This window comes from Halorarius halobius, from assembly GCF_024298865.1.
GTDB classification, from domain to species: Archaea; Halobacteriota; Halobacteria; order Halobacteriales; family Haloarculaceae; genus Halorarius; species Halorarius halobius.
Genome location: NZ_CP101161.1, coordinates 2,672,325 through 2,694,668 on the forward strand (window position 1 = coordinate 2,672,325; position 22,344 = coordinate 2,694,668).

30 protein-coding genes are annotated in these 22,344 nt (G+C 69.2%); 20 read left to right on the plus strand and 10 right to left on the minus strand.

The window, feature by feature from the left end:
* The first annotated feature begins 103 nt into the window (after positions 1–103).
* A complete protein-coding gene (locus tag NL112_RS14325; protein ID WP_255149526.1) occupies positions 104–742 on the plus strand; it encodes a MinD/ParA family ATP-binding protein in 639 nt (212 codons plus the stop codon).
* A gap of 52 nt (positions 743–794) precedes the next feature.
* Positions 795–1,421 carry an RAD55 family ATPase gene (locus NL112_RS14330; protein ID WP_255149527.1) on the plus strand — a complete coding sequence of 209 codons (627 nt, stop codon included), beginning with the start codon at positions 795–797 and terminating at the stop codon, positions 1,419–1,421.
* 122 nt (positions 1,422–1,543) lie between these two features.
* On the opposite strand, the gene NL112_RS14335 is transcribed toward NL112_RS14330, so the two are convergent.
* Both NL112_RS14335 and NL112_RS14340 read right to left on the minus strand, forming a co-directional pair.
* Positions 1,544–2,029, minus strand: a complete 486-nt coding sequence (locus tag NL112_RS14335) for a histidine kinase (RefSeq protein ID WP_255149528.1) — start codon at positions 2,027–2,029, stop codon at positions 1,544–1,546.
* A gap of 272 nt (positions 2,030–2,301) precedes the next feature.
* A complete protein-coding gene (locus NL112_RS14340) occupies positions 2,302–3,264 on the minus strand; it encodes an FKBP-type peptidyl-prolyl cis-trans isomerase (protein ID WP_255149529.1) in 963 nt (320 codons plus the stop codon).
* Between the two features lie 91 nt (positions 3,265–3,355).
* Between NL112_RS14340 and cyaB the strand changes: the two genes are divergently transcribed.
* Together cyaB and NL112_RS14350 are read left to right on the plus strand one after the other, a co-directional pair.
* Entirely contained in the window at positions 3,356–3,889 is a 534-nt protein-coding gene (gene cyaB / locus NL112_RS14345) for a class IV adenylate cyclase (protein ID WP_255149530.1), read from the plus strand.
* 95 nt (positions 3,890–3,984) lie between these two features.
* Entirely contained in the window at positions 3,985–5,196 is a 1,212-nt protein-coding gene (locus tag NL112_RS14350; protein WP_255149531.1) for a methionine adenosyltransferase, read from the plus strand.
* Between the two features lie 64 nt (positions 5,197–5,260).
* On the opposite strand, the gene NL112_RS14355 is transcribed toward NL112_RS14350, so the two are convergent.
* Positions 5,261–5,626, minus strand: coding sequence for a hypothetical protein (locus NL112_RS14355; RefSeq protein WP_255149532.1), 366 nt, complete (start codon positions 5,624–5,626; stop codon positions 5,261–5,263).
* A 77-nt stretch (positions 5,627–5,703) separates the two neighbouring features.
* Here NL112_RS14355 and NL112_RS14360 point away from each other — a divergent pair, with 77 nt between their 5' ends.
* From NL112_RS14360 to NL112_RS14370, 3 genes are read left to right on the plus strand one after another with little or no spacing between them, the layout of a single operon-like run.
* Entirely contained in the window at positions 5,704–5,955 is a 252-nt protein-coding gene (locus NL112_RS14360) for a hypothetical protein (protein ID WP_255149533.1), read from the plus strand.
* 38 nt (positions 5,956–5,993) lie between these two features.
* The gene (locus NL112_RS14365) at positions 5,994–6,449 is read left to right on the plus strand and encodes a DUF5804 family protein (protein WP_255149534.1); all 456 of its coding nucleotides are present in this window, start codon (positions 5,994–5,996) and stop codon (positions 6,447–6,449) included.
* 44 nt (positions 6,450–6,493) lie between these two features.
* Entirely contained in the window at positions 6,494–7,306 is an 813-nt protein-coding gene (locus NL112_RS14370) for a hypothetical protein (protein ID WP_255149535.1), read from the plus strand.
* Here NL112_RS14370 and NL112_RS14375 read toward each other — a convergent pair.
* Entirely contained in the window at positions 7,258–8,181 is a 924-nt protein-coding gene (locus NL112_RS14375; protein WP_255149536.1) for a PLP-dependent cysteine synthase family protein, read from the minus strand. The two genes, NL112_RS14370 and NL112_RS14375, sit on opposite strands and share 49 nt — an antisense overlap.
* A gap of 91 nt (positions 8,182–8,272) precedes the next feature.
* Here NL112_RS14375 and NL112_RS14380 point away from each other — a divergent pair, with 91 nt between their 5' ends.
* Positions 8,273–8,692 (plus strand): DUF488 family protein, N3 subclade, encoded by a 420-nt coding sequence (locus NL112_RS14380; RefSeq protein ID WP_255149537.1) that lies wholly within the window; start codon positions 8,273–8,275, stop codon positions 8,690–8,692.
* 40 nt (positions 8,693–8,732) lie between these two features.
* Positions 8,733–9,113 (plus strand): thioredoxin, encoded by a 381-nt coding sequence (locus NL112_RS14385; RefSeq protein ID WP_255149538.1) that lies wholly within the window; start codon positions 8,733–8,735, stop codon positions 9,111–9,113.
* Between the two features lie 9 nt (positions 9,114–9,122).
* Here NL112_RS14385 and NL112_RS14390 read toward each other — a convergent pair whose 3' ends face one another.
* The 4 genes from NL112_RS14390 to NL112_RS14405 form a co-directional block, all read right to left on the minus strand.
* Entirely contained in the window at positions 9,123–9,509 is a 387-nt protein-coding gene (locus tag NL112_RS14390) for a Zn-ribbon domain-containing OB-fold protein (protein WP_255149539.1), read from the minus strand.
* A complete protein-coding gene (locus tag NL112_RS14395; RefSeq protein WP_255149540.1) occupies positions 9,506–10,672 on the minus strand; it encodes a thiolase C-terminal domain-containing protein in 1,167 nt (388 codons plus the stop codon). The genes NL112_RS14390 and NL112_RS14395 overlap by 4 nt, the downstream gene beginning before the upstream one ends.
* An 82-nt stretch (positions 10,673–10,754) precedes the next feature.
* The gene (locus NL112_RS14400) at positions 10,755–11,012 is read right to left on the minus strand and encodes a DUF8527 family protein (RefSeq protein WP_255149541.1); all 258 of its coding nucleotides are present in this window, start codon (positions 11,010–11,012) and stop codon (positions 10,755–10,757) included.
* A complete protein-coding gene (locus tag NL112_RS14405) occupies positions 11,012–11,398 on the minus strand; it encodes a nuclear transport factor 2 family protein (RefSeq protein WP_255149542.1) in 387 nt (128 codons plus the stop codon). The genes NL112_RS14400 and NL112_RS14405 overlap by 1 nt, the downstream gene beginning before the upstream one ends.
* Positions 11,399–11,540: 142 nt before the next feature.
* On the opposite strand from NL112_RS14405, the gene NL112_RS14410 reads away from it, so the two are divergent.
* From NL112_RS14410 to NL112_RS14430, 5 genes are all read left to right on the plus strand, one after another.
* Entirely contained in the window at positions 11,541–11,669 is a 129-nt protein-coding gene (locus NL112_RS14410) for a hypothetical protein (RefSeq protein ID WP_255149543.1), read from the plus strand.
* 237 nt (positions 11,670–11,906) lie between these two features.
* Positions 11,907–12,944: a tyrosine--tRNA ligase gene (locus NL112_RS14415; protein ID WP_255149544.1), complete on the plus strand. Its 1,038-nt coding sequence runs from the start codon at positions 11,907–11,909 to the stop codon at positions 12,942–12,944.
* Between the two features lie 114 nt (positions 12,945–13,058).
* Positions 13,059–13,520 (plus strand): DoxX family protein, encoded by a 462-nt coding sequence (locus tag NL112_RS14420; RefSeq protein ID WP_255149545.1) that lies wholly within the window; start codon positions 13,059–13,061, stop codon positions 13,518–13,520.
* A 50-nt stretch (positions 13,521–13,570) separates the two neighbouring features.
* Positions 13,571–14,152, plus strand: coding sequence for a flavin reductase family protein (locus tag NL112_RS14425; RefSeq protein ID WP_255149546.1), 582 nt, complete (start codon positions 13,571–13,573; stop codon positions 14,150–14,152).
* A 118-nt stretch (positions 14,153–14,270) separates the two neighbouring features.
* Positions 14,271–14,507: a transcriptional regulator gene (locus tag NL112_RS14430; RefSeq protein WP_255149547.1), complete on the plus strand. Its 237-nt coding sequence runs from the start codon at positions 14,271–14,273 to the stop codon at positions 14,505–14,507.
* On the opposite strand, the gene NL112_RS14435 is transcribed toward NL112_RS14430, so the two are convergent.
* Entirely contained in the window at positions 14,504–14,899 is a 396-nt protein-coding gene (locus NL112_RS14435) for an SRPBCC family protein (protein WP_255149548.1), read from the minus strand. The two genes, NL112_RS14430 and NL112_RS14435, sit on opposite strands and share 4 nt — an antisense overlap.
* A gap of 72 nt (positions 14,900–14,971) precedes the next feature.
* Here NL112_RS14435 and NL112_RS14440 point away from each other — a divergent pair, with 72 nt between their 5' ends.
* From NL112_RS14440 to NL112_RS14455, 4 genes are read left to right on the plus strand one after another with little or no spacing between them, the layout of a single operon-like run.
* Positions 14,972–15,847, plus strand: a complete 876-nt coding sequence (locus NL112_RS14440; protein ID WP_255149549.1) for an ABC transporter ATP-binding protein — start codon at positions 14,972–14,974, stop codon at positions 15,845–15,847.
* The gene (locus tag NL112_RS14445) at positions 15,844–17,634 is read left to right on the plus strand and encodes an ABC transporter permease family protein (protein ID WP_255149550.1); all 1,791 of its coding nucleotides are present in this window, start codon (positions 15,844–15,846) and stop codon (positions 17,632–17,634) included. Before NL112_RS14440 ends, NL112_RS14445 begins: the two co-directional genes overlap by 4 nt.
* On the plus strand, positions 17,624–18,670 hold the full coding sequence (locus NL112_RS14450; RefSeq protein ID WP_255149551.1) for an ABC transporter permease: 1,047 nt from the start codon (positions 17,624–17,626) through the stop codon (positions 18,668–18,670). Before NL112_RS14445 ends, NL112_RS14450 begins: the two co-directional genes overlap by 11 nt.
* A gap of 46 nt (positions 18,671–18,716) precedes the next feature.
* Positions 18,717–19,694: an aldo/keto reductase gene (locus NL112_RS14455; RefSeq protein ID WP_255149552.1), complete on the plus strand. Its 978-nt coding sequence runs from the start codon at positions 18,717–18,719 to the stop codon at positions 19,692–19,694.
* A gap of 3 nt (positions 19,695–19,697) precedes the next feature.
* On the opposite strand, the gene NL112_RS22845 is transcribed toward NL112_RS14455, so the two are convergent.
* Positions 19,698–20,648, minus strand: a complete 951-nt coding sequence (locus tag NL112_RS22845; RefSeq protein WP_286672165.1) for a PGF-CTERM sorting domain-containing protein — start codon at positions 20,646–20,648, stop codon at positions 19,698–19,700.
* Positions 20,649–20,756: 108 nt separating this feature from the next.
* On the opposite strand from NL112_RS22845, the gene NL112_RS14470 reads away from it, so the two are divergent.
* Positions 20,757–21,407: a helix-turn-helix domain-containing protein gene (locus NL112_RS14470; RefSeq protein ID WP_255149553.1), complete on the plus strand. Its 651-nt coding sequence runs from the start codon at positions 20,757–20,759 to the stop codon at positions 21,405–21,407.
* A gap of 63 nt (positions 21,408–21,470) precedes the next feature.
* Complete coding sequence (locus NL112_RS14475) at positions 21,471–22,340, plus strand: hypothetical protein (RefSeq protein WP_255149554.1); 870 nt, start codon at positions 21,471–21,473, stop codon at positions 22,338–22,340.
* Positions 22,341–22,344: the final 4 nt, after the last annotated feature.

The following is a 22,344-nucleotide window of genomic DNA, read 5'->3' on the forward strand; positions in this document are numbered from 1 at the left end:
TTGAATCTCCCGACCGGGCCGCCCCGTGCGGAACGCTGACGCCGTACACTGCCGGGTCACGACCCCCCGAACGTTCAGGTACGATGAGGCGTCCACCCGGCGTATGCTCGCAGTCACCGGTGGGAAGGGCGGCGTCGGCAAGACGACGACGGCGATGGGGCTCGCGGTCGCGGCCGCACGCGACGGGCGGGAGCCGGTGGTCGTCGACGCTGACCTCGACCTGCCGGATCTCGCGGCAGTCGCTGGCGTCGAGCGCCGGTGTCTCACGGGGCTCGCCGACGGTGACCCGTTCGCGACGGCGCCGCAGGTCGCGGGCGTCACTCTCGTCGGTGCTTCCCCGGGGGCCGACGTGGATGCCCTCGCGGGTCTGCTCGACCGGCTCGCGGCGCTCGACCGACCGGTCGTCGTCGACTGTCCGGCGGGAGCCGGCCGAACGCACGGTCTGGCGTTGCGCGCGGCGACAGGGAGCGTGCTCGTCACCCGCGCCACTCGGCAGGCGCTCGCGGACGCGGTGAAGGCTGGGGTGCTCGCACGACGACTCGACGCGCCGCCACGCCGGGTGGTGTTCAACGAGGCGTCAGCCGTCCCGGCCGTCGACGTGCCGGCGGAGTGGCCGACGCCCGTCGCGGTGCCGACGGTTGACGACCGGCCGCGGTGGCGGGCCGTCGCCCGGGGCCTCGACGCTCCATGGCGGACACCTGACTCCGAGGCCACGGGTTGTTCCCGGACGTTTTCGGGATAGCTTCGCTGTATTGACAGAACGTTTATCCTTCTCGGGGCGTTGAGTACGGACGATGGTGGAACGGTTACGGACGGGTATCGACGTCCTCGACCGGAAGCTCGAGGGCGGCATCCCGGCCGGCAGTATCGTCGCACTCACGGCGGACCCTGCCAGCCAGGCCGAACTGTTCCTCTACGAACTCACTGCGACCCGCGGGACGCTGTATCTCTCGTTGGATCGCACCGGTGATGCGGTCTCCTCGTCCATCGACCGCTCGCCGGCGCAGACGGGCGACCCGACGGTCCGGGACGTAGCGGGGGAAGCGCCGCTGGACAACGCGGCGAAACTCGTCTCCGCGCTCCCCGAGGAGTCGAACCTCATCGTCGACCCGCTGGACATCCTCGAACGACAGGAGGGGCCACGGTTCCGCAACTTCATGAACGAACTGCAGAACCACATCTACAACACCGGGTCGGTCGCCCTGCTCCACTGTCTGAACGGCAACGGCGTCCCACCCCTGCGGGACACGACGCTCCACATGGCCGACATCGTGTTCGACCTCGACACCGAGGTGAACGGCGACCGCGTCGAGAACCGGCTGACGGTGCCGAAGTTCCGCGGCGGCCGGGCCATCCCGGACGTCATCAAACTCGAACTCGCCGAGGAGGTCGCCATCGACACCTCCCGCGACATCGCGTAGCCACGATTGTCCCTTTCGCTTGGCCTGCTCCCGTGAACAGCGTGACTGGGTCTACAACCGTGTGAATCCGCCGACTATCGTGGAAAACCTGGGGGTAGAAATCACCGAGCCATCCTGCGGGTCTACCGCAGGTACTCGTAGCTCGCACCGAGGAACAGCCCGAACGCGAGATGCGTGAGCAGGCCCATCAGTCCGAGGTTCGGCAGGGGCGGCGGGCTGGGGAAGCCGACGGCCGACAGCCACAGCGGCATGACGACGCCGGCGGCGACGACCCAGAGGACCACGCCGTACGCGAGGCCGAGGCCGACCACGCCGGCCGGTGACGTCCCGACGGCTGCGAGCCGGGGGTGCGTCAACGCCGCGACGAACGCGACGCCGAACACCGCGCTGATCGACATGTGGACGAACCAGCCGGCGATGCCGCCGGACAGCCCGACGAGCGCCGGAATCCCGGACTCGATGACGGGCGGCATCAGCAGCGAGAACAGCACGCCCATCACGAGACCGCCGACCAGACCCGCCTGCACGCCGTGTTGCCACGCCCAGCCGTCCCGCACAGTCCCGCTCTGTTCGAGACTCTGCGGCTCCTGTCGTAGTTCTTGTGCCATTGTAATCACCGATACGTAGAGGAGCCCGACGGGGATAAGCCGCGTAGATCGTTCAGAACGTCCATCTCGACGCGGGGGAGATTACCAGTTCGAACCCGTGGCGGTTTGACCTCGCTACTCCGCCTGCTGTGGCTATCGAAACGCCATCCTTCCCGCGGCAGGGGCAGCGTTCACCGACTGGTCCCGCGAGCCGACGCATCCGGGACCCCTCTGGTGGGTTCGCCACGCTGACCGCTGGTGGCGCTGGGCGCCGCGGGGGAAAAGTGGGTGGTCTACTCCTCGATCTCGTCGACGATCTCGTCGGCGTCGATGTCGGCCTCCTCGAGCGCCTCCTCGATGTCCGCTCCTTCGGCGCCGCCGGGCGCACCGCCGCCCATGCCGCCCATCATGCCGCCCATGCCCATCCCCATCCCCTGGCCGTCGAGGATCTCCTGGATGACGATCCGGTCGATGCCGGTCTTGTCGATGATCTGCTGGGCGATCTGCTGCTTCTGGAACATCCACTGCTGGTTCATCGACAGCTGCGGGGTTGCTTCGACGTACAGCGAGGTCTTCTCGACCGTCTCGGTGACCGTCTCGGGTTCGGCGTCCTCGTCGTCCTCGTCGGGCTCCTCGACGCGGGTCTCCTCGACCTCCTCCTCCTCGATGTGCATCTCGAGGTCCATGTCGAGGAACATGTTGAGCATCCCCTCGGCCTGTTCGAGCTGGTCGTCGACCTCCTCGAGTATCTCGTAGTCGTACTCGATGTCCTCGCCCGCGAGCGGGTGGTTGAAGTCGACGCGGGCGCGGCCACCGATGATGGTCTCGAGGTAGCCCTGCTCGCCGTCTATCTGGACCTGCGCGCCGGGGCGCCGGGAGTCCTCCGGAATCTTGTCCTTCGAGACGGTGCGGACGTTCTCCTCGTCGTACTCGCCGAACGCCTCGGCGGCGGCGATAGTCACGCTCCCGGAGTGCCCCGGCTCGTTGCCGATGATGTCGTCCTCGACGGCTTCGAACAGGTGGCCCTCGCCGAGCACGATGACCCGCGGCTCGAAGGTGCCCTGGTCGTCGACGCCTTCCTCCTCGGCCACCTCGGGGTCGGTGGTGTCGACGAGCTGGTCGCCGTCGACGGTGCGGGCGGTGTAGGCGATGCGGACGAAGTCTCCGGCCTGCAGTCCGGTCTCCTCCGCTTCTGTCTCCTCGTCGCTGTCCACCGCTTCCTCGGTCTCCTCGACCTCATCGGCTTCGTCGCTCATACTCGTCATCTCACTCGTCGCACCCTTAACAATCACGTTTCGCTCGTCACGGGTCGCCAGCGTTATCCCGGCCGCTCACGCAGTCAGGCGCGTGTACGAGGTAGAACTGAAGGTTCGGGCCGACCACGGCCCGGTCCGGGCGCGGCTGGCGGAACTCGGCGCCGAGCGGACGGACGTGGTCCGACAGGTCGACACCTACTACGACGCCCCCCACCGCGACTTCGCGGAGACTGACGAGGCGTTCCGAATCCGTCGGGAGCACCGCGACGGCGAGGTGTCGGCGAAACTAACCTACAAGGGGCCGCTCCTCGACAGCGAGTCGAAGACCCGGGAGGAACACGAGACGCCCGTCGGGGACGGGGAGGAGGCCGAGGCCATCGTCGCGGGGCTCGGGTTCACACCGGCCGCCACCGTCGAGAAGGACCGGGAATGCTACGACTTTGAGGGATTCACCGTGACGCTCGACTCGGTGACCGACCTCGGGGAGTTCGTCGAGGTCGAACGCGAGGTAGCCGACGACATCGAACCGGCCCGCGACGAGGCAATCGCGCTCATGGAACGGCTCGGTCTGGACCCCGACACGAGCATCCGAACCTCGTATCTCGGTCTGCTACTCGCCGAGTGACCGCTCCCCGCGGCGATGCCGGATGCGCGTGGGTTATCCTACAGGGGTAGATACTTTCCGTAAGTTATAGAACCGCCGCACGGGTAGCTCCGGCAATGACTCACCGCAATATTCGCGTCGAGCCGATGGTCGGCCGCGCGGTCGAGGACCAGGAGGTCGAGATAGTCGAGCGGAAGGGGCTCGGCCATCCGGACTCCATCTGCGACGGTATCGCCGAACACGTCTCCCGGGCGCTGGCCCGCGCGTATCTCGACCGGGTCGGCACCGTCCTCCACTTCAACACCGACGAGACGCAACTGGTCGCCGGCACCGCCGCGCCCGCGTTCGGCGGCGGCGAGGTCGTCGAGCCCATCTACATCCTCGTCGTCGGACGCGCGACCAAGACGTACGAGACCGACGACGGGGTCGTCCGCATCCCGACCGAGAGCATCGCGCTGGAGGCGGCCCGCGACTACCTCCGCGAACGGTTCCCCGAACTCGACCTCGACACCGACGTGGTGGTCGACGTGAAACTCGGCGAGGGGTCGGGCGACCTCCAGACCGTGTTCGGCGAGGAGGGTGCGGAGGTGCCGATGGCGAACGATACCTCGTTCGGGGTGGGCCACGCCCCGCTGACCGAGACCGAAACCATCGTGCGCGAGGCCGAGCGCCGGCTGATAACCGAGTATCCGGGCGACCACCTCGGGCAGGACATCAAGGTGATGGGGAAACGCGAGGGCGACGACATCGACGTGACGGTCGCGGCCGCCATCGTCGACGCGTACGTCGACGGCCTCGACGAGTACGAGGAGGCGGTCGCCAGCGTCCGGGAGTTCGTCGCTGACCTCGCGGCCGACTACACCGACCGCGACGTGACCGTCTACGTCAACACCGCCGACGACATCGAGGAGGGGTCCATCTACCTGACGACGACCGGCACGTCCGCCGAGCAGGGCGACGACGGCTCCGTGGGCCGGGGCAACCGCGCGAACGGGCTCATCACCCCGAACCGGTCGATGTCGATGGAGGCAACCTCGGGCAAGAACCCCGTCAACCACATCGGGAAGATTTACAACCTGCTGTCGACCGAGATAGCCGAGAGCGTCGTCGAGGAGGTCGACGGCATCCGCGAACTCCAGATCCGCCTGCTGAGCCAGATCGGTCAGCCCATCGACAACCCCCACGTCGCGGACGTGTCGCTGGTCACCGAGGAGGGCGTCTCGGTCGGCGACATCGACGCGGAGGTCGAGGCCATCGTCGACCGCGAACTCGCGGACGTGACCGCCATCACGGAGGCAGTCATCGAGGGCGACCTCTCGACGTTCTGAGTCCGCGGTTTCACCACCCGGGCGGTCGCGGCCGTCCGGCGGCGCCTGCGGCGACGCTTCGTCGCTACCGGTCGTGCCCGACCAGCACCTCGTACCGCGAGACCGCCCCGCTCGTGCGGAGTCCCACGTCGGTCGTCCCCACCTCGCCCGGGGCGAGACGGTCGGTGGCTCTGGAGACGGGGTCCAGCGCCGCTTCCCGGCGGCCGAGCCACCGCGCTCGATAGAACCGCACGCGGACGGGGACGGTTCGCGGCTGGGTCCCGTCGTTGCGGACCCGGACCCTCACCGCGATATGCGTGCCTTCGTCGGTGCGCCGCGGGGTGGCCGTGTGGTCCAGGACCGTCACGTCGCCGGGCGCCGCGGCGACCTGCCCCTCGACCGCCTCGTAGGTCGGCGTCAGTCCCAGCAGGCGCGTCACGGTCCGGTACATCGCCCGGTGGTCCGCGGCCACGGTGGAAAAGCCCGTCGCACCACCCGTTTTATGTTTCACACCCGAGACGACCGGGTATGGAGCCGACAGACGTGCTCTACGAGCGACCGGGCGTGACGGGCGTCCTGCTGGGCGTCGTCCTCCGGTTCTCGGGCACCTTCGTCGACGCGCAGATAGAGACCATCGCCATGCTGCTGTTCGCGTTCGGCGTCGTCGCCGCACTCTACTCGGAGGGCTGGTGGCGGCCTGCCGGGCAGGCGCTGTCGGTCGCAGGTGGGTTCATAGTGCTCGTGGGCGCGGTCACCCAACTGCTCGGGCCGGTGCTGTAAGCGAAACCGCTTTCCCGAGCGCGGTTCCATCCGGCCACATGACGCGGGTGTGTCTCGTCGGCACGGACGACGTGAACCTCCGGTACGAACTCGTCTCCCGCGAGACGGCCCGCGACGCGCTCGCCACCTACGACCTCGCGGAACCGTACGACAACACCGTCGCGCTCGAGACCATCAGCCTCGGGTCGGCGGTGTCGCTTCTGAACGACCTGAACTGGTATCTCGTCCGCTTCGTCGACGCCGCGCTCGTGCTCGAGCCGTCCGTCTCGGAGACCGAGTGGCTCTCCCGCGAGATGGCCGCCGCCATCCGCGACGACGACGTGGCCGCCGAGGAGTCGGGACGATTCCTGAAAGTGTACGGCGTCACTGGGGACGACGAACTCGTCGAGCCGATGTTCGTGGCCCGGACCGGCGAGACGCTCCCCGACTACGACCTGCGGGAGGTGGCCGACACGCTCCGCGTACGCGTGACGGAATCCGAGTTCGGCGCGTAGCGGAACGCAACCACTTTGCTCTGGGAGCGTCAGCCACCTCCCGCATGCCCTCCAACAGTTTACCCGCCCGGGCGTTCGACCTCGCCGGGCGCGTGTGGCCGCTCGCGGCCGTCCCGCTGGTCGTCTCCCTGCTCGACGTCGCTCGTCTCCGGAGCCTGCTGTCGAACACCGACCGGATGTTCAGCGTCACGTTCGGCTTCCCCCGGGCGGTCTCGTCGCTGTGGTCGTTCGTCAACGCCCAGCCGTCCGGCGTCGGCGGCCCCGCGACGCTCGCCGACGTGCCTGTGTTCGCCGTCTCGCTGGTCGTCTCCGCGGTCGTCGGCGGCCTGCTCGCGGCCGGCTATCTCGGGAGCATCGACGCCGCCGTCGACGGCGAGTACGACTTCGTGAACGCGGTGCGAGCGTACGGCCGCCCGCTCGTCGGCTTCTCCCTGCTGGAAGCCGTCGCCGGTGTCATCGGCGTCGGCGCGGCCCTGCTTGCGGGGATGGGCGCCGTCGTCGCCGCCGTGCTGGTGCTGGTCGTGCTCGCGTACCTGTTCTACACGGCGCCGTATCTCGTGGTGGTGGACGACCAGCGACTCGTTCCGGCGCTCCGCCGGGCCGCGTCGCTGGCGACCAACGACGCCCGCGTCGTCGGGTTCTTCCTCGCGTACCTCGTCGTCTCCGCCGTCGTCTCGGTGCCGGTGTCGTCGGTGGCGTTCGCCGCCCCGCCGGTCGGCGTGGCCGTGGCAGTGCTCGTGACCGCACCGCTGTCTCTGCTTTTGAACGTCGCAACCCTGCTGTTCGTTCGCGACCTCACCGCCGGCGGTCAGTCGTCCGACTCGCCGTCGGCGTCGAACATGCCCGTGGACATGTAGCGCTCGCCGGAGTCCCAGAACACCGTGACGACGAGCGGGTCGTCCACTCGGTCCGCGAGTCGGTCGGCCACGCGTCTGGCCGCGAGGTTCGACCCGCCCGACGACTGGCCGACGAGGATGCCCTCCTCCCGGGCGAGACGGCGACACTCGGCTTCCGCGGCGTCGATGTCGACGGTCTCCACGTCGTCGATGAGGTCCCGGTCGAGATTCGGGGAGACGAACCCCGGGCCCATCCCCTGGAAGGTGTCGGCGTCCGGTTCCTCGCCCGAGAGCACGGCGCTGGCCTCGGGTTCGACGGCGACGACGTCGAGGTCGGGGAACGCCTCGCGAAGACGCCGGCCGGTTCCGGTGATGGTGCCGCCGGTGCCCACTCCCGCGACGAGTGCGTCGACGGTCCGGTCGCCCACCTGCTCCAGAATCTCGGCGCCGGTCGTCCGGTAGTGGGCCTCGGGGTTCGCGGGGTTCTCGAACTGGCGGAGCTGGACGGCGTCGCCCTCGCGTTCCAGTTCGTCCGCGCGGTCCTTCGCGTCGGAGATGTCACCCTCGACGAGGTCGAGGTCGGCCCCGTACGCCTGCATTATCTGTCTGCGCTCCGGTGATTTCGACGCCGGCATGACGATGGTGGCGTCGTACCCCTTCGCGGCCGCGACCATCGCGATGCCGATGCCGGTGTTGCCCGAGGTGGGTTCGACGATGGTGTCGCCGGGCGCGAGGTCGCCCGACTCCTCGGCGGCCTCCACCATCGCCAGCGCCGGGCGGTCCTTGGCGGACCCGCCCGGGTTCTTCGACTCTATCTTCGCGGCGACCGTACTCCCCGGGGGCGACTCGACCTCGACGAGCGGTGACCCGATGGTCCCCAGGATGCTCTCGTCCATCACGCGCCAGTAGCCCCCCGACGGTAAGGGGCCTGCGGACACCGGCAGACCCTGCCGAACCCTTTCGGTTCTCCGCGACGAACGGCCGCCGATGACCGGCACCGTCGAGGAGACGTACGCCGCGGCACTCCAGCACGATCTCTACGACGGCGGAGGGACGCTCGTCGGCGTCGTCCGCCGGCCGACGGGATGGTTCTCGGCGCTGGTCGACGAGAACGTGTCCGCGCTGGGCCCTCCCGAGGCCCTGCTGGACGAGGCGAAACGGCGACAGGAGGACCTGAAGCGCGCGGGCATGTGCGACGAGGGCGCGCACAACGCCGCCTGGGAGGAGACCGACTTCGAGGCACGCTACCGGGAGTATCTGGCGGACGATGCCGACGCGCGGGCGGCCGTCGCGGACCTGCGCTCGCGGGTCGCGTCGGGCGAGGACGTGGCGCTCGTCTGCTTCGAGGGCGAGAACAAACGGTGTCACCGGCGCGTCCTCCGCGAGCATCTCCGCGCGGAATTGTGAGCAACGTCGGGTTCAAGAGCCGTCGGCCCCCGCCTCCGGTATGGACCTGGAGACGATGCGGCCGAATCCGGCGTGGGACGCACCCTCCTACGAGGAGAGCGTCGAGACGCTGGCCGCGCTCCCCGACTCGACGACGTACAAGGTGTGGGGCGGCGACTGGTGCAAGGACTGTCGCAAGCAACTCCCGGACTTCGGCGCGGCGCTTGAGGCCGCGGGCGTCCCCGACGAGCGCATCGAACACTACCCCGTCGAGAAAGACGACGACGGCTCGAAGGTCGGGCCGCGGGTAGCGGCGTACGACATCGAACTCATCCCCACGGTGGTCGTCGAAATCGACGGCGAGGAGGTCGTCCGGTTCGTCGAGGAGGAAGACAGACCCATCGCCGTGTGGTTAGCGGAACGCCTCGAAAGCCACGCCTGAAGCGACCGCTTACGTCGGTTCAAACACCGGCCCGGGATGGTCGTCGTCGGTGTCGACGTAGCCGGACAGCGTCACCTCGTCGCCGATGGCGACGCCGCCGTCCTCGACGCGACCCATCACTCGGGCCTCGCCCACCTCGACGACGACGACCTGGTAGCCGCGCGTCTCGAACTGGACCGGCGGCACCTGGATGGTCGTCTCGGTGTACACCTCGCCGGTCGTCGGCAGTTCGACGGTGTCGAGCGCGCGCGACCCGCAGGCCGAGCAGGCGCCTTTCGGGGTGCCCTCGACGTTGCCGCAGTCGGCACACTCCTGTCCCAGCAGGCGGCCCTCCGTGACCGCCTGCGCCCAGTCGTTGTAGCGGAGCGTCTCCGGGAGTTCCTGTGTCTCGCTCATGAGCGGGCCTCCATCACGCTGACGACGGTGGTAGCCGCGTCACCGCCGAGGTTGTGTGCCGCCGCGGTGTCGGCGCCCTCGACCTGTCGGTCGCCGACCGTGCCGCGCAACTGTTCGGTGAGTTCGACGACCTGTGCGGTGCCCGTCGCGCCGATGGGGTGGCCCTTCGCCTTCAGGCCGCCCGAGGGGTTGATGGGCCGGTCGCCGCCCAGCGACGTACGCCCCTCCGCCGCGTAGGTGCCGCCCTCGCCGTCGGGGACGAGGCCGATGGCCTCGCTGGCCATCACCTCCGCGCCGGTGAAGCAGTCGTGGACCTCCGCGAAGTCCACGTCGTCGGCGGTGATGCCCGCCTGCTCGTACGCCTCGCTCGCGGCGTCGCGGGCCGCTTGCGTCACGTGGGGCGTCGCCTTGTCGCCGATGGGCGTCACGTCGGTCGCGTGGCCGATGCCGGTCACGTCGACCGGCGCGTCGTACGAATCCGCGAGGTCGTCGCTGACGACGACCACCGCGCTGGCGCCGTCGGAGAACGGACAGCAGTCCATCAGCCGGAACGGGTCCGCGACGACTGGGCCGTCGAGCACCTCCTCGACGGTCGTCTCCTTCCCGAAGTGGGCCCGGGGGTTGAGCCGGCCGTGCGAGTGGTTCTTGACGGCGACCGAGGCGAGTTGCTCCTCGGTCGTGCCGTACTCGTGCATGTGTCGCTTCGTCAGCAGGGCGAACACGCCGGGGAACGTCAGCCCGGCCGGCTGTTCGTACTGCCGGTGGGAGGCGGACGCGAAGATGCGCGTCATCTCGGGGGTGTCCTTCCCCGTCTCGGGGGTACACCGCTCGACGCCGCCGACGAGGACGGCGTCGTGGGTGCCGCCCTCGACGGCCTGCACCGCGTTCTTGAACGCGTTCGCGGAGGTGGCGCAGGCGTCCTCGAACCGCTGGACAGGGAGCCCCGCGGCACCGATATGCGAGGCGACCTTCGGGCCGAGGTGGGTGTCGTTCTCGGCCTGTCCGCTCATCGCGTTGCCGAAGTAGATGGCGTCGAGGTCGCGCATCTCGACGCCGGCGTCGTCCACGGCGTCGAATGCGGCCTCGCCGAACAGTTCCTGCAGGGGTGTGTCGTGGACGCCGAACTTCGTCATGCCGGCGCCGACGACTGCGGCTCGTGCCATTGGTTACGATAGCTATGTCAAGACTAATCAATACGACGTTTACCGGCACGGTTGCCGCACGACCGCCGGCACGGTTGCGGCACTACCGCCCGAAACGGTCGTCGCCGTCGCGGGTCGACTCGCCTCCGCCCCGTTTCGTCTCGCCGCTCCCGGGGAACACGAACCAGATGAGCGCCGCGCCCGCGACTACACCGCCGACGACGGCGGCCGCGACGACAGGCAACGACGCGTCGCCCGCGACGGCGATGAGCCCCGCCGACCCCGCGACGAGGGCCGTCAGCGCGAGTTTCACCTTCAGCGCGAACGCCGACCGCTCCTCCGAGGAGATGGGGCCGACCACTATCCGTCCCCCTCCGTGTCGACCGCGGCGGAGACGTGCATCGTGCCGAACCGCCAGTCGCCCTCGACCAGCGTCAGCACGCCCGACCACCGGGTGTCGAACGCGTGGCGCACCTCCGCGTCGGTGTCGGTCCACGCCATCCGCACGTCGTCGCTGAACCAGCCGTGGTCGCCGCGCTCCTCGACGAGCAGGCGAGTCGATTCGACCGTCCAGTCCGTCGTGGTGGCCGTCTGCTCGCGAAGGCCGGCGGCCACCTCGTCGTAGCCGGTCAGCCGCTCGCCGACGCCGAACTTCACCGTCGTCTCGCCGTCGAGGAAGTACGGCGCCAGCGGCTCGCCTCCCCGGAGGCTGTCGTAGTAGTCGCGTACGGTCGAAACCGCGTCCATACACACCGTCGGACGCCCCCGAACTTACCTGTTCCCGACTCGCGGAGTGCCGTCCTAATATTCCTGAAAGACTTCGGAAGAAGGTTAACATTATCGTTCATTAACTTTATCACCCTCCGTCGTTTCGAGGGGAGTGAAGCCAATGACGCAGTACACTGACGCGACGAACACCGGCGTCCCGGCGGTTCCGATCAAGACCGAGTCCACTACTCCCGAGACGGAGACGGTGGAGTCGCTCGCGGAGACGGTGTTCAGCCACCGCCTCGACTGAACAGGGTCCGTTCTACGTGTTCACCTGACCGGGGAGCCGTGGGTCCGGCCGTGGTGGCGCCCACCACACTGCTCGCGGGCCTCCGGCCCGCTCGCGATAACGTGGCCTCGTTCCCTGCGGTCGCTCGGCCACGCTGTTCGCGGCTCCCTCCGGTCGCCGCTCACCGTGACGTGGTCTCCCTTCGGTCGACCACGCTCCTTACGAACGATTTATTCCGCTCACCGGGAAAGCGCGTGTATGGACACGGCCGAGCGCGCCGAACTCGTCTCCCGGTTCACCGAGGAAGTGGTGACCGAGGAGGAGATTCACGACCTGCTCGAACGCGAGGACACGCCCCACGCCTACATCGGCTACGCGCCGACCGGGGAGATGCATATCGGCCACTTCACCACGATGCGGAAACTGGCCGACTTCCTCCGTGCCGACTTGGACGTGACGGTGCTCATCGCGGACCTGCACGCCCACCTCGACGACGAGAAGTCGCCGTTCGAGTTGCTCGACGCGCGTTCGACCTACTATCGGGAGGCCATCCGCGGGATGATAGACGCCGCCGGCGCCGACCCCGAACAGGTCGAGTTCGTGCGCGGCACCGACTACCAGCTTTCCGAGCCGTACACGCTGGAACTGTACCGGATGATGGCCGAGACGACGCTGTCGCGCGCCCAGCGGGCTGGCTCGGAGGTCGTCCGCCAGTCCGACAACCCGAAACTCGGCGGGCTCATCTACACCTTGATGCAGAGCCTCGACGTCGGCGCGCTCGACGCCGACATCGCCTACGGCGGCATCGACCAGCGCGGCATCTACATGCTCTCCCGCGAGATACTCCCGGACCACGGCTACGAGAAACCGGCCTGCGTGTTCGCGCCGCTGCTGTCCGGGCTCACCGGCGGGAAGATGTCCGCCTCCGACGCCGCCTCGAAGGTGAACCTCACCGACGACGCCGACGCCGTCGACGAGAAGATACAGCAGGCGTACTGCCCCGCCGGCGAGGTGGAGGACAACGGCGTCCTCGAGTACCTCCGCTTCCTCGTGTTTCCGGTGCTCGACGAGCGCGGCGAGTCGTTCGTCGTCGAGCGACCCGACGAGTACGGCGGCGACCTGACGTACGACAGCTACGACCCGCTCGAATCGGACTTCGTCTCGGGCGAACTCCATCCTGCTGACCTCAAGCCGGCCGCCGCGGCGGCCATCAGCGAGGTCATCGACCCCGTCCGCGAGCGCCTGCTCGACCAGCCCGACCTGCTCGCCGAGGCATACCCGGAGACGTACGCCTGACGCCGGCTTTCTCCCGCCCCATCGTGACCGACGCCACCCGCTGACACCGGTGTCACTCGGTTACCGTAATGTCCGGGAACGGATATAAGTCACAGTCCCGTACCCGGTAACGCAATGATACCGAGTGACCTGACGACAGTCGTACTGCAGTCGACTCCCTTCGGCTCCGCCGGCGCGGCGGAGGTGTTCCTGCTGGCGCGCGTCCTGTTCGGGGGCGTGCTGGCGTTCATGGGCCTGAACCACTTCACGAACCTCGACGAGATGACCGGCTACGCCGAGTTCAAGGGTCTGCCCGCCCCCCGCCTCTCGGTGGCGTTCTCCGGCGGCCTGCTCGTGTTGGGCGGTCTCGGCCTCGTCGTCGGCGCGTTCCAGGTGCTCGCGGCCGGCGCGCTGGCCGTGTTCCTGCTCGTCTCCGCAGTGACGATGCACGACTTCTGGAGCGTCGACGACCCCGAGGAACAGCAGAACGAGATGACGGCGTTCCTCAAGAACGCGTTCGGCGCGGGCGCGGCGCTCGGCTTCCTCGCGCTCGGCGGCGTCGCGTGGCCCTACGCCCTCGGAATCGGCGCCTTCTAAGTCGCTCCGACCGTTCTCCCGACCATGACTACACGACGTGGAGGCAACCTGTGGAGATAGACCCGAGCGAGCAGGCGGGGTCGCTGTATCGGACGCTCTCGGGCGCCGTCGTCCCCCGCCCTATCGGCTGGATTTCCACCCGGTCGGCAGAGGGCGAGGACAACCTCGCGCCGTACTCGTTTTTCAACGTCGCCAGCGTCGACCCGCCGGTGCTGTTGTTCGCGCCCGTCGACGCCGACGACGGTCTGAAGGACACGCCACGGAACGTCGTCGACACCGAGGCGTTCGCGCACAACGTCGTGACCGCGGACCTCGTCGGGTCGATGAACGAGACGGCGACGAGCCACGCCGTCGACGAGTTCGAGCGAGCGGGCGTCACGAAAGCCGAGTGTACGAGCGTCGACGCGCCGTACGTCGCGGAGGCGAAGGTCGCCTTCGAGTGTGAACTGTACGAGTTCGTCGACATCGGCGTCTCCTCGCTCGTGTTGGGCGAGGTGACGCACGTCCACGTCGACGACGAGGTGACGACCGACGGGAAACTCGATACGACGAAACTCGACGCCGTCGGCCGCCTCGCCGGGTCGGAGTACGCATACACCCGCGACCGGTTCGCGCTCGAACGCCCGGACTGACCGCGCGAGCGTCGGACGCTCGGCTGTCCTGTGTCTGCTAGCTGTCCGCCGCTCGTCTACTTACCACCCGGACATGGAAAGGGTGTATTTGAAGGTGCAGGGCGTGAGACCCTCGACTATGACCCATACGTGCCGGGACTGCAATCGGACGTTCGGTTCCGAACTCCGACTGGAGCTCCACAAGGACAACTGCGGGGCCGACATGCTGTTCTGCGAGCAGTGCGGCGAGCGGTTCCCGGAGCGAACCGCCACGCGCGACGGCTGGCACTACACCTGCCCGACGGACGGCTGTGACGGCGACGGCATCGGTGAGGACCTCTACGAGGTAGACCGGGTCCGCATCGCCACCCGCTAGCGCGTCGCCAGCGCGTCCAGTCGCCGGAGCGCCCGCTCACAGACCGGCAGGTAGCCGGCGGCGAGCACCGGCACCTCGAAGACGGCCCGACAGCCGCCGTCTGTCTCCTCGACCCGGTGGCCCGTCGCCGGCACGCGGGCCACGTCCCACGTCCACCGGTAGTTCTCGCAGGCCGTGACGTGGAACGGCACCCAGACCCCGCCGAGCGTCCGGACGCGACCCTCCATCCCCGCCTCGATGAACCGGCTCGGGGCGTCGACTCCGGTGACCGACGGCCCCCAGTCGGGCCAGGCCTCCGTGTCACACAACAGCGCCCAGACCCGTTCCGGCGGCGCGGCTATCTCTCGGTCCACCTCCCACCGCCGGCCGTCCGGCGTTCGCGCGAGTCGCACACCGGGCGTAGGGACGGCTCGAAGATACGACTGGCGCTCACCCTTTTGGGGCTCCGGTTCCACTCGACCCTCGTGATAGACGTTCGGGACCTCCGCAAGGAGTACGGCGAGTTCGTCGCCGTCGAGGGGTCGACGTTCTCGGTCGATGCGGGCGAGGTGTTCGGCGTCGTCGGCCCGAACGGGGCGGGGAAGACGACGACGCTGAAGACGCTGGCCGGTCTGCTGGAGCCGACCAGCGGCACCGTCGAGGTGGCCGGCCACGAACCCGGCGACACCGAGATGCGCCGACGGCTCGGCTTCCTCCCCGAGGAGTCGCCGCTGTACGAGGAGATGGCGCCGCTGTCGTACCTCCGGTTCTTCGCGGACCTCTACGACGTGCCGCGGGACGTGGCCGACGAGCGCATCGGCGACACCCTCGACCGTCTCGAACTCGACCACCGCGAGCGGCCGCTCGGCGACACCTCCAAGGGGATGAAACGGAAGGTCGCCATCGCCCGCTCGCTCGTCAACGACCCGGACGTGCTCGTGTACGACGAACCGGCGTCGGGACTGGACCCGCTCACCACCAACTACATCATCGACTTCACCCGCGAACTCGCCGACGCCGGCAAGACGGTCGTGTTCTCGGCACACAACCTGTATCACGTCGAGGAAGTCTGCGACCGCATCGCCATCATGAACCGCGGCGAGATGGTGGCGAAGGGCACCGTCGAATCCCTCCGCGAGCAGTACGGCCGCACGGAGTACCGCGTCTACACGACGGTCCCCGTCGACGGGAGCGAGCCAACCGACCGGGGCCACGAACTCGTCGTCGACTCGATGGACGCGGTCGACCGGGTCCGCGAGCGGGCCGCCGCCGCCGGCGGCGAGGTCGCCGACATCCGCACCACGGAGCCGAACCTCGAACGGGTGTTCCTCGACATCGCGGAGGGACGGACCGGCGCGTGAACCCCCGGAAGGTTCTGCGGGTCGCCCGTTGGGAGGTGACGAAGGGCGCGGGCGGGGTGGACCGCAAGACGGCACTCGCGACGGTCGGGGTCGTACTGCTACTGGCGGCGCTGGCGCCGACGCTCGCGGGCGGCGGCGTCGCGGTCGACGACGGCATCTACCGGGTGGGCGTCTCGCCGGACAGCCCGCTGTACGGGCCGGCGGCCGCCGACGCCACCTTCGCCGTCGCGGACCCCTCCCGCGAGGCGTTCCGTGCCGGTGACCTCGACGTGCTGATAGTCGGAGGGGTGGTCCGGGCCCGCCCCACCGACAAGGGGCGGGCGGCCGTCGCCGAACTCCGTGCCGCAGTCGAGCGGTACAACGACCGTCGCATGCGCGAGGAACCGAACGAGTCCGCCGCCTTCCCCGTCTACCCGGTGACCATCGAGTACGCCGACCGGGACGCCGCCGGACTGGTCGCGCCCGGCGGCAGAGGAGCCGGTGGTGGTGGTGACGCCGGTGGCGGCGGCTCCGGGGGTGGGACCGACGGTGGTGGAGACGGCACGGGCGGACGCGATGGGACGGCCGGTGGTGACGGGGGCCAGTCGGGTGGCGGGCTCCCGTCCGTCTCCGGCGACATTCTGGGGACGGGTCAGTCGTCGGGCGCACCCTCACAGCTCTCGCCGCCGTTCCCGCTCCAGTCGTTGCTCCTGGCGTTCCTGTTCGTGCTCCCGCTGAACTTCGTCGTGCAGGCATACGGGTCGACGATGCTGAAGGAGCGACTGAACCGCCGCGGCGAACTCCTGCTGGTCGCGCCGCTGTCCCGCGGCGACATCATCGCGGGCAAGACGCTCCCGTACTTCGGGGCGGCCGTCGGTGCCGCCACCGTCATCGCCGTCGCCGTCGGCGGCGGGCCGCTCGCCGTCGCGGGGGTCGTTCCCCTCGCGCTCCTGTTTCTGGCGGCGACGTTCGTCGCGGCGATGTTCGCCCGCTCGTTCAAGGAACTCACCTTCCTCACCGTCGCTATCTCGGTGAGCCTCACGTCGTACGCGTTCATCCCGGCCGTCTTCACGGAGGTGCAGGGCGTGGCGCTCATCTCGCCGCTCACGCTGGTCGTGCGGGACCTCGCCGGCACCGCGGTGCCGCTCGGCGACGCCGCCTTCGCCGTGGCGCCGCCGACGCTCACCGCGGGCGTGCTCTACGGGCTCGGGGCCGGGCTCTATCGCGAGGAGGACATGTTCACCCAACGGCGCGTCCCGCTGAAACTGCTCGACGCGCTGGCCGGCCGCATCCGCTCGGCGCGCAGTCTCGTCGTCGTGACGGCCCTGCTCATCCCGTTCGTGTTCGTCGCGGAACTTCTGGTCGTGGCGACGCTGTTCGCGCTCCCCGTCGCCGTCTCCATCCCGCTGGTGCTGGCGTCGGTGGCCGTCATCGAGGAACTCGCCAAGAGCGTTCCCGTGCTCGCGGGGTTCGAACACGCCCGGTTCGACCGAACGCCGCGGGCCGCGCTCGTGGCCGGCGCCTTCTCGGGCGTCGGCTTCTTCCTCGGCGAGAAGTTGACGCTCATCGTCCAACTCGTGGGCCTGCCGCAACTGCAAGCGGGGAGCGCCGCGTTCCAGACGGGCGCGACCGCCTCGCCGCTCGTCGCCGGCGGCCTGCTCGTCGCGCCGCTCGTGCTCCACACCGTCACCGCGGCGCTGTCGTCGCTGGGCGCGACCGAGGGCACCGGTGGCTGGATTCTCGGGCTGTCGACGGCCGTGATGGTCCATCTGGCCTACAACGTCGGGGTGTTGCGCCTTGTCGCGTAGACTGACCATCGCGCGCCGCGAACTCGGGTCGCTGTCGCGAGAGAAGACCATCGTCCTCGCGCTACTCATCCAGCTGTTCGTCGCGGCGTTCTCGTCGTTCCTGGTCGTCGGGCTGACGACGCTGTACGACCCCGGCGCGACAGGGGGCGGCGAGGTCGAAGTCGGCGTCACCGGCGACGCCGCCGGGGAACTCGCGGCGGCGATGGCCGGCCGCGACGGCGTCGACGCCCAGATGTACGACGACCGGAGCGAGGCCGTCGACGCGTTCCAGCGGGGCCGCCTCGACGCCGTGGCGGTGGCGACCCACGACGACCACCGAATCGGCGTCGACGTGACGGTCCCCGACGCGAGCCTGCGCAAGACCCTCGTCGTCGTCCGGATGCGCGCGACGCTCGAGGCGTTCGAACGCGCCGAGCGACAGGAGCGTGCGGAGCATCTGACCCACGACCTCGCCCCCCTCCCGCCGCAGGTGTCCGCCAGCCCCTACTTCGGCTTCTCGTACACCGTTCTGGTACCGTTGCTCCTGTTCCTCCCGACCTTCATCGCGGGCTCGACTGCCGTCGACAGCGTCACCGAGGAGATGGAGCGCGGGACGCTCGAACTGCTCCGGGTCGCACCCCTCTCACTCAGGGATATCATCGACGGAAAGGGAGCGGCGATGGTCGCACTGGCTCCGGCCCAGGCGGCGCTGTGGTTGGGACTGCTGTCGGTCAACGGTATCGAGGTGGCGAACGTCGGCTCGCTGGTCGCCATGACCACCGGATTCGCCCTCATTCTCGTGGCCGGGGGCGTCCTCCTGGGCCTGCTGGTGCCGAGCCGCCAGCGCGCTCAGTTGCTCTACTCGCTGGGGACGCTCGCCGTCTTCGCCGTCGCGGCGCTGCTGCCTGCCCATCCCGCCACGACCGTAGCCCGCCTCGCTATCGGGAGCGCGACGACGGCGACGCATCTCTCGGTCGTGGTGTATCTCGCCGCGGGGGTCGCCGTCGCCGCGGCCGTCCGGTGGTACGCGACGCGACTGGACGCCGAGCGGCTGTGAGTTCCGCTGCAGGCACGCTTTTCTCCCTGCCCGCTGTCGCGACCGTATGGAGTACACGACGCTCGGCTCGACCGGCATCGAGGTGTCACGCATCTGTCTCGGCTGTATGAGTTTCGGCAGTCCTGACTGGCGCGACTGGGTTCGAGGCGAGGAGTTCGGGCACGACCTCGTCGAGCGGGCCATCGACCTGGGCATCAACTTCTTCGACACCGCGAACATGTACTCGCGCGGCGAGAGTGAGCGGGTGCTCGGCGACGCCCTCGACGGCTACGACCGCGACGCGCAGGTGGTGGCGACGAAGGTGTTCTTCGAGATGCGCGACTCGGACCCCAACTCGGGTGGCCTCTCGCGGAAGACCATCGAGCAGGAACTCGACGCCTCGCTCGACCGGCTGGGGATGGAGACGGTCGACCTCTATCAGACCCACCGATGGGACGACGACACGCCCGTCGAGACGACGCTCGCGGCGCTCGACGACGCCGTCCGCCGGGGGAAGATTCGCCACTACGGCGCCTCGTCGATGTGGGCCTACCAGTTCGCCACCGCCCAGCACACCGCCGACAGGGAGGGGTACGACCGGTTCGTCTCCATGCAGGACCACTACAGCCTGGCGTACCGCGAGGAGGAACGCGAGATGCACCCCTACTGTCGACAGGAGGACGTCGCGGTCCTGCCGTGGTCACCGCTGGCTCGCGGCTTCCTCGCGCGGCCCCACGAGGCGTACTTCTCGACCGAGCGGGCCGAGACCGACGACTACGCGGAGGCGCACCCGTACGCCGACAACGGCGGCCGGGAGATAAACGAGCGCGTCGAGGAACTCGCCGACCAGAAGGACGTGAAGATGGCCCAGGTCGCCCTGTCGTGGGTACTCCACCAGGACGCGGTCACGGCACCCATCGTCGGCGCCTCGAAGGTCGAGCATCTCGAAGACGCGGTCGAGGCGCTCGACATCGACCTCTCGGAGTCCGACCAGGAGTGGCTGGCGGAGCCGTACGAACCGGTGCCGGTGTCCGGCCACTCGTAGCGGTCAGCGACGCCGGAGCGCGAGCATCGCGGCCGCGGCGAGCGCGACGAGCGCCGCGACGCCGCCGAAGCCGGGGCCGGAGCCGACGGTCGGCGTCTCCCGGACGTACTCGTCCCAGTCGGGCGGCGTCGCGGTCGGCGTCCCCGTCGCCGATGGTGTGCCGGCCTCGCCGCTGGTACTGACGGCGTCGCTCCCCGACCCGCCCCCGCCCGCGTCTGTCGCCGGTCCGGGGGTCGCCGTCGCCTGCTTCGGGGTCGCCGTCGGCGTGGGCGAGGGGAACGGGGTGCCTTCCGGCGGCGTCCGGGTCGGCGTCGGATCGGCCGTCGCCGTCGGCGACGGCGTGGGGGTCGGCTCCGACGGTGGGGGGCCGAGCTGTTGGCGGGCCGCCTGCTCGCCGGCGCAGTCACAGACGTAGAAGTAGTGGGAGACGTCCGTCGCCTCGATGTAGGTGCCGTTCGGCGCGGTTCCGCCGATGCTCGACTGTATCTGGTACCAGCCCGGGTCGCCGGGGTTGTCGAAGCAGTTCTCGGTCACGGAGACGAACTCGTCGCCGGCCGCGAGGTTGGTCGACGTACCGAACGCGGCGTCCTTCTCGTAGAAGTTGGCGACGAACTCGTCTTCGCCCACCTCCGATGACTCCACGTACTGAGCCAGTCCCTCGTCGGTCGCCGTGCCGGGCTGGTCGTTGTCGCGGTCGATGCCGAACGTGTCGATGTTCGTGGCCGCACAGCCGGTGAACCCGCCCTCCTTCCAGGTCGCACCGATGTAGTCGAGATACTCGATGCTGACGGGGGCCGTCGCGTGCTGTTCGTACGTCGCGTCGCCGATGCCCGGCTGGTGGTCGTAGGGGATGATCGTGAAGTTCGAGGGGGAGCCGTGCTCGGCGCTCGCGGGCGGTACGGCGACAAGCGCGAGCGCGAGACAGACGACGAGCGCGGCGGCGGTCCGGTCCATCCTGTCGGGTACGCGTGACAACGCCCCCGTTCGGAAAACGCCTGTTGCCGTCAATCAGCGGTCAGTATAAGCGATGGTGACAAGACCCCCCGCTCCGAAAGGCCGACGATGCGGTACGTCAAGGTGTTCCTCTCGCCGGAGGACGGGGACCTGCATCCCGCGGCCGACGACCTCGCGGAGCATCCCGACGTGACTCGGGAGTCCATCCAGCATCTCAACCTGCTGAACGACGGGACTGCGGTGACTCTGTCGCGGTTACGCGGCGACCGGGCGAGCCTGGAGGAGATACTCGGCGGCACGGACGACATCATGCGCTACGACGTCAGCGAGGCCGGGGAGGAACTCCAGGCGTACATCCATTTCGTCCCGAACGCGACGACCCACGCGCTGATGGAGCTGACCCGCGAGCACGAACTCGTCCTCGACACGCCCATCGAGTACAACCCCGACGGCTCCATCCGCGTCTCCGTCATCGGGCAGGACGACGTGGTCCAGAACGCAATCGAGCACGTCCCCGACAACGTGCGGCTCGAACTCGAACAGCTGTCGGACTACGACCCCGAACTCCGCGAACTCTCCTCGCTTCTCACCGAGCGCCAGCGGGAGATACTCGACGCCGCCGTCGAGGTCGGCTACTACAAGGTGCCCCGCAACGCCACCCACGAGGACATCGCCGAGCGGGTCGACATCTCCACGACGACCGTCGGCGAACACCTCCGCAAGATCGAGGCGCGCCTGCTGTCGGAAATCGCACGATAACGCCCGTCCCGTCCGGTGGGACCCGCCCGTCGGCTATATCTCCGCGGCTGTCGTATCGCTGGCATGAATCTTCTCCGGACGGTTGCCGTCGTCCTCGTGGCGCTCGCCGTCGTCGTCGCCGCCGCGTACGCCGTCTTCGCGGTCGTCCTCGTCTCCGCCGACCGGTCGGCGTACACCGCGAACACGACGGCGGCGTTCGACTACGACGCGGTGGTGGCGAACGCCACCGCCGCGGGCTACGACGTCGAACGCGTCGGCTCCTCCGGGTTCCACCCCGACGGGACCCCCGACCTGGACGCCGAACTCGGCGCCGACTACGAGGTGGTCCGGACCGTGTTCTACCACCCCGATGGCTGGCGATTCGAGGCCAACGTGTTCGCCGGCGAGGGCCGGACCGAACTCGTCGTCTTCGGCCCCGAGTTCGGGCCCGTCGACCCCGACGCGCTCCCGGATGCGTGGCTTCTCGACAGGGTCCAGTTGACCCTCGGCGTCGACTCTCCGACTGCCCAGCGGTACGTCGACGAGATGCGCGGGGCCGTCACCGACGACGCACCGATTCCGCGGACGTACGCCGCCGAGCGGCTCCGGTTCTCGGCGGTGTACGCCGCCTTCGAGGGCCACGAGCGGACAGTCACCACCGGCATGCCCGGACAGGGCTGGACCGAGTTACACTACGCCAGCGACGGCCGGGCGACCGGCGAACTCCATTTCGTCGTCGCGCGCGCCGAGGTGACCGACCGCGACGGGCGACTCTCGTACGTGCTCAACGTCGACCGGAACGGCGGCGTCGGCGTCACCGTCCACGGGCCCGCGGGGATGGAGCGGTCCGACGCCGAGTTGCGCGCGGCGGTCCGCGAGCGGTTCGCCGCCGTCGGCATCCCGCCGACGGCCGCCGACGGCCTCCGGTTCGAGTACGACCCGAGCGTCTGGTGAGCGT